The sequence below is a fragment of the bacterium genome (genome assembly GCA_022616075.1).
Classification (GTDB): domain Bacteria; phylum Acidobacteriota; class HRBIN11; order JAKEFK01; family JAKEFK01; genus JAKEFK01.
Window position 1 is genome coordinate 18,968 of sequence record JAKEFK010000323.1, and the last position, 13,634, is coordinate 32,601.

Genomic DNA, 13,634 nt, shown 5'->3' on the forward strand with positions numbered 1-13,634 from the left:
GCGTCGACGCGTTGCGTGTCGATTCATCTACGCGTCATGGTTGCACGAAGATACTTCATCTCTGGTGATGTTCAGGGGGTTGGATTCCGGTATTTTGTGTTAAGACAAGCCCAGAGACTGCCTCAGATAAAAGGATTCGTGCGAAACCTTTATGACGGAAGAGTCGAAGTTTATGCCGAAGGCGAAGAGCAGCAACTAAAAGAACTGGAATCAGTATTACGAAATGGACCGCGTGGTTCCACAGTCGATCGCATCGAGATGCATGAAGAGACCCCCGCGGGGCAATACAAGGATTTCAGAATCACTTTTTGAGCGAGTTAGCGAGGTAACTCAATGAATTTAAGAGAGTGCATCAGGGATGTCCCTGACTTTCCAAAACCGGGAATCCTGTTCAAAGACATTACTACTTTATTAAAAGATAGGGCGGCATTCAAACATGTCATCGATACTCTAGCAGAACATTACAGCAAACAAACCGTTGATCAGATTGTAGGGATTGAGTCGCGTGGATTCATTTTTGGCTCAGCGTTGGCTTACCAGCTTGGGACCGGTTTTGTGCCGGTCCGAAAACCGAACAAATTGCCCGCCGTGAAACAACGAATGGAGTATTCGCTCGAATACGGAACCGATTGCGTAGAGATCCATTCCGATGCGCTGGAACCGGGACAAAGCGCGCTCATCATCGATGATTTACTTGCCACTGGCGGAACAGCCGCAGCAACAGCTGCGCTTATTGAAAAACTGGGCGCGCGCGTAGCGGGTCTGGGTTTCCTTATTGAACTTTCCTTTCTGAATGGCAGAGACCGGCTGTCCGGCTACGAGATTCACTCACTGATCCAGTACTGATTTCTAACCGTTATGCGGCGGCAAATATTTTTCTGGAATCGGTAAATCCGGCGCTTCGTGTCGCCAGATCACATGGACAATCCACCATCTTGTTCCATCGTGAAACAGCTGAAAGCTGTTGATTCCCCGCATAAACGGTTCAGCATCCTCCAGATTTCTACGAGATTCATACGTGCTGAACACATGAGCGATGGATCCAAACTGCTCGACGACTCTGTGAATTTCGCTTTCGAAAAAACCATTTTTAACCAGCCAATCATTCATTTGCAAAATGAAGCCATCGGTTTCCATCATTTTGTAACCGATACGGCCATCTCCCAAGGGGCCTGTCCGGATGGAGTGCGCACCCGGCAAAAAGAGCGTACGCATTCTTTTCCAATCGCGAGGTTGGCCCGCTGGACCTGAAATCGTTTCGTACGAAGCGCGAATAATCGCCTCAATCGAAGCGACATCCTCCGGATTTGATGAGGATGTTTTTTTCGAATCAGGACTTTCGCCATAATAATCAGACGGTAATTTGCTTTCTGACATATGATTAATCATAACAGTAAATATATAGGGATGTTTCGATGCGAAAGTTTTGGCTGACTCTGGGTGTTCTTTTTATGGCAAATTTTGTACGGAGCGAAACCATAGCAGTGCGCTCACATTGGATGATCGATGTGGACACAGGGACGATCGTAGAAAATCCTGTTATTTTGATTCAGCAAAACAAAATAACTGAAGTTGGCACAGAAGCTTCAATAAAAATTCCGGAAGGCGCAACCGTGATCGATCTGACGAACATGTATTTGCTTCCGGGCTTGATTGACGCACACGTGCACCTCGCATGGGCGCAACAGGGCGCGACCGGTGTTGTGGGTTCGGACAACGCAGAGAAAACTTTGTTAGCTGGTTTCACAACAGTTCGCAATCCGGGCTCCACAGGCAAGACGGATCTGATTTTGCGCGATGCCATTGAAGAGGGAAAGGCAATTGGTCCGCGAATGTTTGTGTCCGGACCTGCCCTCGGAGCAAAAGAGGGTGTTTGCGATCAAGTTTTTGCCGGTGAAGCCGTGGTTCATTCTCCGCAGGATGCGATGCACATCATCGTAAACCTGGCAAAACAAAAGGTCAACTTCATCAAATTCTGCGCGGGTGGTCAGGTCATTCCTTCTGATCAGGATATTTCCGCAAAAGAGCTGGAGGATTCCATTGTTCAAACGATTGTTTTTGAGGCACGCAAACTGGGATTAAAAGTTGCGGCTCACGCTCAAGGACCGGACGCCATCCTGCAAGCAGTTTCCGCTGGAGTAAACTCGATTGAACATGGTGGAATGATCAATGAAGAAGCCGCCACAGCCATGAAAAAGCACAAAGCTTTTCTTGTCCCGACTCTGTATCGTCTCGATTGGATATTGGAAAACGCACAGAACACAGGAGCGAAACCGGAGGTCATCGAAAGATTGCAGACCGCGCGAACGAAAGTTCACGACAACATCCGAATGGCAATTGCCGCCGGTGTACCTATCGCATTTGGAACAGATGCAACCGTCTACCCACACGGATTGAATGCGCGTGAGTTTTCTGTGCTCGTGGAACTCGGAATGACACCCCTTCAGGCAATTCAAAGCGCTTCAACTGCAGCCGCCAATCTGCTGGGCTGGGAGGACAAAATCGGACGAATCCGCCCAGGCTGTTTTGCTGATCTTATCGCACTTCCATCCAACCCCCTGAAAGATGTAAAAGCCCTTGAAAACGTCCAGTTCGTGATGAAAGAGGGAAAGGTTTATCGCCGTCCTTGAATTTTGAAACCGCCAAGTCGCCAAAGTCGCCAAGATAAAGTGAGATTTTTTTACTTGGCGTTCTTGGCGTCATGGCGGTTAAAAGTCGATACTACGAGCTAAGAACGGAGGAGAGTGTGTACGCAACTTATCTACTGATCTTATTACTATTGATTACTACGACCGTATTTGCCGCGGACGAATTCAAATCGATTCCAGATGAAGTCGCGGCAAAATATCATTGGGACCTCGCCAAGAATTTCTATCCATCCGAAGCCGAATGGAAAAAGGATCTCACAGAAGCGAACAACCTCGCAGAAGATATCCAGAAATACAAAGAAAAAGTTGCTTCCTCCGGCCCCCTTCTTTATGAGCTTGCGCAAAAATTGGAGCGTCTCAATCTCTTAACGCAGAAGGTTTACGTTTATCGCTATCTTCAATACTCCATCGATACAAAATTGGAAGCTCAATTGACCGAAGCCGACCAGGCTGTCTCTGAAATCGGCGCAAAAGTTGCTTTTGTAAACACAGAGCTCCGTAGAATCTCAGAACAGGACCTGGAAAAGTTGATTTCGCAGGAGCCGAAACTCGCCCGCTACCGTTTCTATCTGCAACAAAACACGCGTTATAAACCACACACATTGAGCTCCGAAGAAGAAGAGTTGCTCGCCTCTCTCTCTCCTGATCTTTTTTCCTGGCAGGCTCAGATATTTCAAAAACTGATCGATCGTACGCGTTTCTCAGAAATGAAAGGGGAAGGCGGAAAACTGAATATTTATCGTGACCGCCAGGTGCTGAGTAAAGACACGGTTAGGACCATAAGAAAAGATGCAGCGCTCAAGCTGTACGAGGAATACTCAGGCAACGCAGACCTTTTCGGTTTTGCTTTCATCAAACAAGCCAAAACTGCCAATTCCGTCGCAAAGCTTAGAAACTTCAAAGATGCTTTCGAAAGTTCCCTTTTTGATGCCTATTTGACCAACGAACAGGTGGAATCCTTTTTCAAAGCAATCGAAAAACACGCGTCTGTGATGAAACGATATGTTGAACTTCGCAAAAGCCGCATTAAAGCCATATCCGGTATTGATCCGGTGGAGCCGTGGGATATGGAAGTGATTCCTAAAGATTACAAGCGCCCGCGGTTCACGATCGCGCAAACCACGGAGATCCTGAAGAATGCGCTTGCTTTTCATGGTCCGGAGTATTCAGCAGATCTCGCCCAGTTGATGGATCCAAACAACAGAAGATTGGATATTGTGAAAGGAGAAAATCGCAGGCCGGGAGCCTTTGCGTATGGTATTTACGGTTCCCCGCTTGTGTTCTATTCGTTTGTGTTTCACGGATTCGTTGACGATGTGCAGATAATGGGACATGAAGCAGGCCATGTGGTCCATTACGATTTAATCGCGCAGAATAAAGTTCCTTACGTTTATGCGGATGGCGCAACCTATTTCACGGAAAGCTTCGCGATGCTGAACGAATTTGTCACTCTCGATTACCTGTTCAATCAAGCTACCGACAAAGCAGATAAGATCTTCTATCTCGAAGAATGGCTGTCCGTTGCACTGCGGCGCTTCTTCGACATCGTGATGCGCTCCGAATTCGAATACACCGCTTACAAGAAAATTCATGCGAATGAACTGACGGAAGCTGAGCAGCTACATGAGCTCTGGAAACAGGAAGGGATCAAGTATGTCGGAGAACATTACGAAAAGCATGATTTCCTGAAATACAACTGGAGTTTTACTCCGCACTATTTTTCGAGCCCACGCTATTACATCAACTATTTGTTTGCGAATCTGATGGCGATCAGCTATTACCAGCGTCACAATAACGATCCGCAATTCGATCAGAAGTATCTCGAGTTAATGAAGAGCGGCTTTCCAGACACGCCGGTAAATTTGCTTCAAAAGCATTTGAATCTGAATCCTTTTGAGCCGGCTGCAGTTCAGGATGCCATGCGGATCTTCGAAGCAAAACTCTCCGAGCTGGAAAAATTGTACGCAAAGTAGCGCGGGCGTCTCGCCTGCACAGGTTTACAGGATCGTGACTTTGTTCATGGTCACGCTGGATTTCGGCTTGTCGCTTGCATCCGTGGCAGTGGTTGCGATCGCGTCCACCACATCCTGACCAGTGGTAACCTTTCCAAAAATCGTATAGCTTGGCGGCAGCGGATTGTCTTTATGCATGATGAAAAACTGCGAGCCGTTCGTATTCGGGCCTGCATTTGCCATCGCAACCGTGCCTCGTTTGTAGCCCGTTTTATACAAATCGGAAGAGCGATTGATTTCATCGTTGAAGCGTCCACCCCATGCGGATTCCCCGCCGCGGCCTGTACCGGTCGGATCACCACCCTGAATCATAAAACTCTGAATCACGCGATGGAAAATTACACCGTTGTAAAAACCTCTTTGCGCGAGGAGAATAAAGTTTTCCGTTGTCTTCGGCGCGTCCTGTTCTAATAGTTCGAACTCGATCGTACCGAGGTTTGTTTCAATAACAGCTGTGCGATTGCTCATATGCCGAAGTATTCTAACATAGGTGAAAAAATGGGAGGGGAACAATGCCCACATTTGAGCTGACTCTCAGCGCTTTTAAATTTCCAAAAGATCTGGACAATAATAAAGCTAATTTCCGTTTGATCGCAGAACTCCGTTACGTGGCTGGAGATGGAACGCTCGCAACGACTCAAGCAATTCTTCCCGGACTCGACACCTACTGGGAGTGCGATAGAAACAGGCAAAAAGAATCAAACTATGTGCGCGGTAAGGACGAAGGATCCTGGGGAACGATCGATATAGGACGGGTCGATGCATGGGACAGGCTGATTTTTCTGTTGCCTGCATCCAAACTCCATTCTTTGCAGTTCAAAATCTTTGACGTAAATCGAACGGATGGCTGGGATAAAATCAGGAACGCGCTCTCCTCCATCACAGAAGCGATATTTGAAGAAGCAAAAAAACTGCTGCCCGGAATGTTTGGAAGCGCGCCGGACGATGTGAAATCTTTCTTGCTGAAAAAATGGGCAGGCGGCGATGATCTTCTGTTTAAAGGCTCCTTTATGTTTGGTGATGAGATTACAGGAATTTTTAAAATTGCGGGAGCTTATGAAATCCACTTCCATGTAGATGAGCATAAGATTTGATTCCAGACCGGCGATCGTGCCCCCCATAATCCATCCTCCGATGAGTTAAAGGAGATTACCACCGGTTCCCTTCCCGAAAATACGCTTTACCTGCCGTTGCGATCGTGAAGTGGTTTGAAAAATACCTGAAATAATCATCTCATCCTCCCAACTCCAAGAGGCAAAATGTAGAGAAAAGTATAATTTGACAAAGGGAATATGAGGTCTGGGTCCTCTGTATTGTCCGTACCTTGCGCGCTGATCATTAGCGCCTTAAAGTCGGTGTAATCGCACTCCAGACCGCCACGGGACCAAGGTTCAAATTAACGACTTTGACTACATATGCCCCTGACTGAGAAACCGGAGCACTGATAACAACAAAACCGGAAGTGTTATCAGCAGTATTTAGAACGGAACCGCTCGGATCAATGAGAAGCACTTTAATCGGAAGGTTCGTGCTTGTTTCCGCGACAACTGAGATCGCCGTTGCATTCGATCCGACATTCACGATGCTGGTAGCCTCCTGGCCTGCATTCAGGTTGTTGCTGTCTGATGTTGTTTGTCCGGGGCCGGTGGCAGGACTACCGCTTGAGGTTGCGCTTTCCAGACAGAAGCGGTCCACATAGACAGCATCCTTCATGTTTTTGATTTCCAGGATATGCGCACCAGCCGCCAGATTTGCGAACTCGACCTTTGATCCGAATGCCGGATCTCTGGTTGAACCTGCTGAACCCAAGTAGCTGATGGTACCCTTAGAAACACCATCCAGGAATATTTCGGCCGTTCCGCCTTTCGGACTCGTTGCGTAATAGTAGGTGATCTTACCTGTTTGGCCCGCAGCCACTACGAAGTTGGCGCTCGCAGAATGCGAAGGTGATTTGCCGGCATGCAGACGGAAGTGACCGCCACTTGCATCAGAGTCGCTAACCAGATGCCAACCGTCGGAGTAACTGATTGATGGGTCATCGTCCTCCATGCAAACCACGGTTGGAGCCAGACAGACTGCCCAATTTGCGCCGAATGATCCCGGATTCGGTGCGCGATCAGCCGGCTGCACAAAACGGAGAGCGACCTCTAAAATTATGGTCAGCGCATACGGCTCGATCACCGCCGGCACTGAAGTCAGATCAGTAACCGGGATTGTTGGATTGCCGAGTTTTACGAGCGGAACATTCACTTTTACCGTGCCATTCTCACCGGGAGTGACGGAGCCGGTCACAACTTCTGAGGTGATAAATGCGTCATTGCTCGGATCAAATGGCCCGAATCTAAAAATCGTTCCATTGTTCGCGCTAATTTCAACACGGGTCGCATACGTGCGTCCAGCGACACTGCCATCAGCGTTCTTCTGACCGCGAGTCCACACGGCGTAATAGAACGTGCCGCTTGACCCCGTGATTGGAGTTGTCGATAGATTCTTGAGAGTGATGGTTGTAACCATGTTTTGTTTATCTTCGCTCAGGCCAAAGGATAATCCAGTGATATCTACTTGGTCTCTGTTGCCGCCGTTCGAGCTTAGAAGAGGATGAACCGCGTCCCCGGCCGCGTCTGTTGCGACATTACCGTCACAGGAAGTCGCGTGCGGAGGCGGTGGCGGCGGAGGAGCGGGATTGATATCATCACCGGCCATAAAATCAAACTCGGGGAACATCCGTTTTCCGCTGGCCTGTCTTGCAATAACTGCTCTTGCTGTAAAGTCGTTCGACGCATTCATGCCATAGGATCTCTGCCCGGAAATGCAGCCTTCGCTGATGCAGCCATCATCATAAGCGATTAACACACGCCCTTCTTTATCAATGCCTGCATCAAAAAAATCGAGTAAGTTGCGGCATCCGCCGCTATCGCAAATACCGCCGCGCTGGATCGGATCGCCCGGAGTCACATTTTGGGTGACCCAGGTTTTGCCTCCGTCAAGTGTGGTAGCGACATATAGATACCACACACCGGAAAAGGCTGCCTGATCATAGTCTGTGCCGGGAGTTTTGGTGCCAAAGAAGGCGACCGCTGCCCTCTCTGGATCTCCAGCAACTGCAGCAGGAAATTGACTGTTCTCAATTCCTAACTGTGCCCCTACATCGACATCGAGTTCTGCCGGCCAGGTGAGACCCTTGTCATGCGAAACAGCAACGTGTTGATGCCCGTTCTTTGCTTGATACGCAAAATAGAGAGTTTTTGAATCACGCGCTACTGCCACAGATGGGTCGCGCTCGCTGGAGGTATCGGCCGTTGGAACCATACGGATGTCCCATGTCAGGCCGTTATCTTCCGATACAATGACAGCCTGCCTGCCGTTTGCGTGAAAAAGAGGATCGTCCAGCTGTCCTTCTCCTTCCGGACCGCAACCCTTGTTCGGTACATAGACGGTTCCATCTGGACCTACCTTTATATGTCCATGCAAGCCGGCACAATCAGCGGAAGTGTACATCGGAACGAATGGCAGGAACGTGATTCCGCCATCTACGCTAAGGGAGCAACCGGCTTCTGCCACACTCTGCGAACAATAGTAGACCGCATGCCCATACAACGGGTTCACTCCTGTAGGGATCGGCTCATGGAACGGGCCACCGCCAAAAGTCTGGTGGTCTATGTTTGACGGCAAACCGGATCCTTCGCTAGGCAGGAAACCCGTGCGGCCGTCATCATCTGTCCACTCTGTCGTGCTTCCTAATGGTGTAAGACCGATCAATTGGGACACGAATGTCCGACCCTTCACGGGATCTGTAAACAGAATAGGATCGCCAAAAACCCGTGGAGCGTTTGCTAAAGTGAGTGGTGCAGTCTCCCATGTAACTGTAGCGGGTGAGGTTGTGTCATCGAAGATCACTCGAAGCATGTGAGGGAGGAAGCCGCCAAAGAAATTTACCGTTCCGCCGTTTGGAATGCCACCAAAAATTTTCTCGGTATTCCAGTTGATACCAAGCGTGGGTTCGCCGGCGTCATCCGCCAATCCGGGAGGCGCAGCGTAATTAAAAAAACGCGGTGTGCCCGGAGGAACAGGCGTCGTGCCTTCTAGTGGAGGCCATGGCCCGACTCTAACCAGCGTGACGGTTGCATTGAAAGGCACTGTGGGAGACACGTCAAATGGAACTACATAGATTGTGTAGAGCCCGCTGACAACCTCGAACGTCGTCTCTTCCGGATTATCCTGACTTGCCGCACTCGATGTTTGTGAGCCGGTCAAGTTGTCGGGCGAATAAACGTATACGTCGTAATCGGAGGCGCTCTTACCACGTGTCGTTGTCCCGCTATTGGTCCATGCAACCTTCAGTTTAACCAGGTAAGTGTTGAAATCCGTTTGCGGAATATCAACCGTTAATGCAAACTCGCCGCAATTTGTGTCTGCCGCACAAGCAGGTGGATCATCGCCCGTCAGTTCGATATAAGGATACGACAAAGCGAAGGGCCCTCCGGTGTATGTGATGGTGGGATCTGTCGGTGAGATTGTGCCGCTCGCCGGCATCGTCGCCGCATGAGCCAAGCCCGCAAAAATATACCAAGCACAAAGGATTGCTATGGCCGGGATAAGAAACACTTGCACAAAAGTGATGCTGGAAAATCGCTTTAACATAAGTAGGCCTCCGACAAATACACGCTATGAAATAGTCTTGCGCGCCACGAGCAGCCAAACAATGAGGTAATCACCCCAAAAACGGCAGGAAAGAACCTCAATGTCGATGCGTTTGCGCGTCGATGCGTCTGCGCGTCAACTTCACTGGACTTCCCTGTGCCTCTGGATGTATATTTAACCGTATGGTTAAATATCTGAAAAGGAGAAGACAAAATGACAACGAAGGACGCCATCCAGGGATATTTCGACAGCCTCAAGCAGAAAAAGGGATGGGAATCATTTCTATCTGATGACATGACTTTTACCAGCTTTACCAGCCCTGTCAAACAAGTTACTGGTAAAAACGCTTTCCTTGATTCGACAAAACGTTTTTATTCGATGGTAGTCTCTTTTGAAATAAGAGACATCATGATTGCGGGAGAAAAAGCTGTGGTCCTGACTCGTTATGAATTGCAACCGCCGGGCGGCAACATTTTTATCAGTGATGTCGCTGAGATTTTCGCAGTAAAGGACGGCAAAATAGATTCGTTCGCGATTTACTTTGATAGCTCACCTTTCCCGAAGTAGAACGGACAGAAAAAAATATGACAGATAACGAATTGACCCAAAGAGTGAGAGCGGCGCTCCAAAATGTTCCACAGGTCGTAGAAAAGAAAATGTTTGGCGGTGTAACGTTCATGGTAAACGGGAAAATGTGCGTGGGCGCAGGCAAGGACAGACTCATGTGTCGCATAGACCCTGCAATTCATGAGAAAGCAGTGAAAAGAAAGGGCTGCCGGACAGTAATGATGAAGGGCCGAGAATACAAAGGATACGTCCATGTCAGTGAAGAAGGAATTAGACGAAAAGATGATTTTGACTACTGGATTCAGCTTGCACTGGAATACAACAAGAAAGCCAAACGCTCAAAAAAGATAAAGAAGAAGTAACTAGCTCTGGAAACGCTTGCGCATTTGCACCTGGCGGCCGCCATCCAGTTAAGTCATCTCATTCCATCAGTTATCGCATCAAGAAGATGCCGTACGCAATGTGATGTGTGTCTGATTGTGAGATGATAGCCTCATGGCGCTAGCGCCGGGAACCAACCTGGGGCCTTATCAGATCCTGGGGTCTCTTGGAGCCGGAGGAATGGGCGAAGTGTATCGCGCCAAAGACTCAAGGCTTGATCGAGAAATCGCCATCAAAGTTCTAGCGGAGCATCTTGCGGAAGACCCATCGGCGCTCAGACGGTTTGAACGGGAAGCAAAGGCTATCGCTACTCTTTCTCATCCGCATATCTTGTCGATCTATGACGTTGGTACGCATGAGGGCATTTCCTACGTTGTCACAGAGCTGTTAAGGGGAGAAACGCTGCGGACGCGTATGACTCATGAGCTGCTCGAATCAAGCAGAGCGATCGAAATCGGAATAGCCGTCGCAGAGGGCCTCTCTGCTGCACATTCGAAAGGTGTGATCCATCGCGATCTGAAACCAGAGAACATTTTTCTTACCTCTGATGGTCATGTAAAGATTCTCGATTTTGGTATAGCGCGACTCGTACCACCACCCGGGCAAGAGGTGTCAGAAGCACCTACTAAATCAGTAGAAACAGAAGTTGGAGTCATTCGAGGCACAATTCCGTACATGTCGCCTGAACAGGTGCGTGGAGCTGAAGTGGACGCGCGGACCGACATCTTTTCGCTCGGCTGTGTATTGTACGAAATGTTAACCGGGAGCAAAGCCTTTCATCGAAGCACCAATCAAGAAACAATCGGAGCCATCCTTCATAAGGAACCACCTCCATTCAGTGAAGAAGTTCCGGCGCCGTTGCGTGAAATTGTTTCGCGCTGCCTGCGAAAAGAGAAGACTCAAAGGTTTGCCTCGGCACAGGAATTGTTGGGCGCTTTAGAGATGGTCACAACAGTGACTGAAGCAGTCAGTAGCCGCGTCTTGCGTCCGGGTCGAAACCTCTGGTTCTTTGCGGCAGTTTTTGTACTGATAGCCATAGCTGGAGGTGTGCTATGGAAGTCGAAAAAAAAGTCTCCCGGAAGCCTGGAAAAAATCCAATCAATTGCGGTGTTGCCGTTACAAAACCTGTCGGGAGACTCCAACCAGCAGTATCTGGTCGATGGCATGACGGATGAACTGATAGCGGAACTTTCCAAAATCAAGTCGTTAAAAGTAATCTCGCGCACTTCGTCTATGCAGTACAAGGAAGCAAAGAAACCGCTTCCTGATATTGCCCGGGAACTCGATGTAGATGCGCTAGTGGAAGGATCGGTGTTTCGAGAGAGTGATCAGGTTCGTATAACGGTCCAGTTAATCCACGGAATCACGGACAAACATCTCTGGGCTCAAAGTTATCAGCGACAAATGCAAGGAATGCTCACGCTCCAGGGCGAAATGGCTCAAGCAATTGCCCGGGAGATTCAGGCGGAGCTCAGTCCTCAAGAACAAAAGCGGCTGACTTATACGCGCATGGTGAATCCTGCAGCTTACGAAGAATATTTGAAGGCAATGTATTTTTATCGCAAATCTTACACAGTAGAGGAATTTCAGAAAGCTTTTCAGCTTGTTCAGCACGCCGTTGATCTGGATCCTCAAGACCCCTTATTTCATGCTGCGCTTGGCAATCTTTACCTGGACTCCGGCCTTTCGGCACTACTTCGGCCATCTGAAGCCTATACGAAAGCGAACCAGGCAGCTCTCCGGGCTGTTCAACTGGATGACAACCTCGCGGAAGCGCATGAAATTCTCGGAAGAATTCACCACTACTACACCTGGGATCAGACTGCAGCGGGATTAGAGTACCGGCGCGCGATCGATTTGAAGCCCAATTGATGCATCAATCCACGGAGCCTACGCCTGGTATCTTTATCGTACCGGCCAACAATTAACTGCCCTTGACGAAGCTAAGAAAGCACAGGAATTGGACCCGCTCAGTTTGTGGCGCATTGTTGATCTCGGAATGGTATTTCACTATTCACGCCGGTATGAAGAAGGACTCGCTCAGTATAAAAAGGCGCTTGAACTGGAGCCAAATCTTACTGCGGCTCGTTATCAAGCGGCTCGTCTTTATATTGCAACTCGTCAGTATGAAGCTGCCATTTCCGAAATAAAAAAGCTCCAGGAGCTTGATGCTTCCGATCCTCTCATCATGCCTTTGTTAGGAATGGCCTATGGATTGTCAGGAAAGAAAGGTGACGCGCAGAAAATCCTGGGAGATCTTCTGGAGAAACAGAAGCGAGAATATGTTCGTCCTTATATGCTCGCGGAACTGCACCTTTCGCTCGGGGAGAAGGAACTCGCATTGGAGTCGTTGGAGAAAGCATGTAACGAGCGGGATGACTGGGTTGTTTTCTTACACGTGGATCCAAACATGGATCCCTTGCGATCCGAACCCCGTTTCCATGCAGTACTGAAACGCGTCGGACTTCCCACAACTATCCCATGAAGTGTTATCGTTCGCTACTCGTTTTGGTCGTCGAAAGGAATTCACCCTGAATAGTCCGTTAGCCCGGCTCGCTGAAGCAGCGCTCAATTGCAGCAAATCGTGGATCCTTCCGAATCGGATCAAAGATTGGGTCCAATTTCATGAGGATCATCCCATTTGTCTTTTCACTGCAAGCTATCTGCAAATATTCGACCGCTTTTTCCCTGTCTCCCAGGCGCATATGAGCATCTGCAATTTCAAACATGGAAACGTATGAGCCTTTGGCTTTTGCCGTTAATCGCTCCAGTCGCGTATGCCAGACTGCCTGAACCGCCTGTCGATGGCCACCGAGCCGGTACGCTTCTTGAAGAGCGCTGGCCATTTCAGTATCCCCCATCAACTTAAAAGCCGTGACCCATTCTGAGAACGCTGCATCGTACGAACCCTTTTGTCCATACGCTCTCGCGAGAAGTTCATGCAGAAAAGCCTCTTCAGGATACATTTCAAGCGTCTTTTTATATTCGGAAATGGCACGATCAAAATCGCGATGGTAGTAATAGTACGTGCCAAGCCACTGGTTGATTCGGAGATTCAAAGGATCCAGTTCCGCGGCGCGTTGATGTTCCCCGAGGGCTTCAGTCTTCCTTCCCATAGCGTTTAAGAATAATCCAAAAAGCAAGTGCGTCTCGGCATATTTGGGGTTTATCTCCAGCGTTTTTCTAAATTCTTGTTCTGCAGCCTGAAAGTCCCTGTAATAGAATAGTTTTTGCGCTGCACGCGCATGATGAGCTTCTGCCAGAGAGTCATCCAACTCCAAAGCTTTCAAGGCAGCGGCTTCCGCTTTCGGCCAGGCTTCCTGTGGCGGCAGTAGGCCTTGGGCTGCCAGTAAACCGTAAAAATCAGACAATCCTGCATATCCAA

The 13,634-nt window shown here is 48.9% G+C and carries 13 protein-coding genes; 9 read left to right on the forward strand and 4 right to left on the reverse strand.

From position 1 onward, the window contains the following. Window positions 1-36 precede the first annotated feature (36 nt). A complete protein-coding gene (locus tag L0156_25560; protein ID MCI0606366.1) occupies window positions 37-312 on the forward strand; it encodes an acylphosphatase in 276 nt (91 codons plus the stop codon). Window positions 313-333: 21 nt separating this feature from the next. Next, complete coding sequence (locus L0156_25565; GenBank protein MCI0606367.1) at window positions 334-846, forward strand: adenine phosphoribosyltransferase; 513 nt, start codon at window positions 334-336, stop codon at window positions 844-846. Between the two features lie 3 nt (window positions 847-849). Here L0156_25565 and L0156_25570 read toward each other — a convergent pair whose 3' ends face one another. After that, window positions 850-1,377, reverse strand: coding sequence for a hypothetical protein (locus L0156_25570; protein MCI0606368.1), 528 nt, complete (start codon window positions 1,375-1,377; stop codon window positions 850-852). 38 nt (window positions 1,378-1,415) lie between these two features. On the opposite strand from L0156_25570, the gene L0156_25575 reads away from it, so the two are divergent. Further along, on the forward strand, window positions 1,416-2,630 hold the full coding sequence (locus L0156_25575) for an amidohydrolase family protein (GenBank protein MCI0606369.1): 1,215 nt from the start codon (window positions 1,416-1,418) through the stop codon (window positions 2,628-2,630). Window positions 2,631-2,701: 71 nt separating this feature from the next. Next, window positions 2,702-4,621 (forward strand): M3 family metallopeptidase, encoded by a 1,920-nt coding sequence (locus L0156_25580; protein ID MCI0606370.1) that lies wholly within the window; start codon window positions 2,702-2,704, stop codon window positions 4,619-4,621. Between the two features lie 24 nt (window positions 4,622-4,645). On the opposite strand, the gene L0156_25585 is transcribed toward L0156_25580, so the two are convergent. Next, complete coding sequence (locus L0156_25585; protein ID MCI0606371.1) at window positions 4,646-5,128, reverse strand: peptidylprolyl isomerase; 483 nt, start codon at window positions 5,126-5,128, stop codon at window positions 4,646-4,648. 44 nt (window positions 5,129-5,172) lie between these two features. On the opposite strand from L0156_25585, the gene L0156_25590 reads away from it, so the two are divergent. Then, window positions 5,173-5,754 (forward strand): hypothetical protein, encoded by a 582-nt coding sequence (locus L0156_25590; protein MCI0606372.1) that lies wholly within the window; start codon window positions 5,173-5,175, stop codon window positions 5,752-5,754. 244 nt (window positions 5,755-5,998) lie between these two features. Here the strand turns inward: L0156_25590 and L0156_25595 are convergent, their stop codons facing one another. Beyond that, window positions 5,999-9,301 carry a glycoside hydrolase gene (locus L0156_25595; GenBank protein MCI0606373.1) on the reverse strand — a complete coding sequence of 1,101 codons (3,303 nt, stop codon included), beginning with the start codon at window positions 9,299-9,301 and terminating at the stop codon, window positions 5,999-6,001. 213 nt (window positions 9,302-9,514) lie between these two features. Between L0156_25595 and L0156_25600 the strand changes: the two genes are divergently transcribed. From L0156_25600 to L0156_25615, 4 genes are all read left to right on the forward strand, one after another. Then, entirely contained in the window at window positions 9,515-9,868 is a 354-nt protein-coding gene (locus L0156_25600; GenBank protein ID MCI0606374.1) for a nuclear transport factor 2 family protein, read from the forward strand. Window positions 9,869-9,885: 17 nt separating this feature from the next. Next, a complete protein-coding gene (locus L0156_25605; protein MCI0606375.1) occupies window positions 9,886-10,230 on the forward strand; it encodes a TfoX/Sxy family protein in 345 nt (114 codons plus the stop codon). 133 nt (window positions 10,231-10,363) lie between these two features. Further along, window positions 10,364-12,121: a protein kinase gene (locus L0156_25610; protein MCI0606376.1), complete on the forward strand. Its 1,758-nt coding sequence runs from the start codon at window positions 10,364-10,366 to the stop codon at window positions 12,119-12,121. An 88-nt stretch (window positions 12,122-12,209) separates the two neighbouring features. Continuing rightward, on the forward strand, window positions 12,210-12,734 hold the full coding sequence (locus L0156_25615) for a tetratricopeptide repeat protein (GenBank protein ID MCI0606377.1): 525 nt from the start codon (window positions 12,210-12,212) through the stop codon (window positions 12,732-12,734). Window positions 12,735-12,792: 58 nt separating this feature from the next. Here the strand turns inward: L0156_25615 and L0156_25620 are convergent. Further along, window positions 12,793-13,634, reverse strand: an 842-nt coding sequence (locus L0156_25620; GenBank protein MCI0606378.1) for a tetratricopeptide repeat protein, incomplete at its 5' end; no start/stop codon positions are given.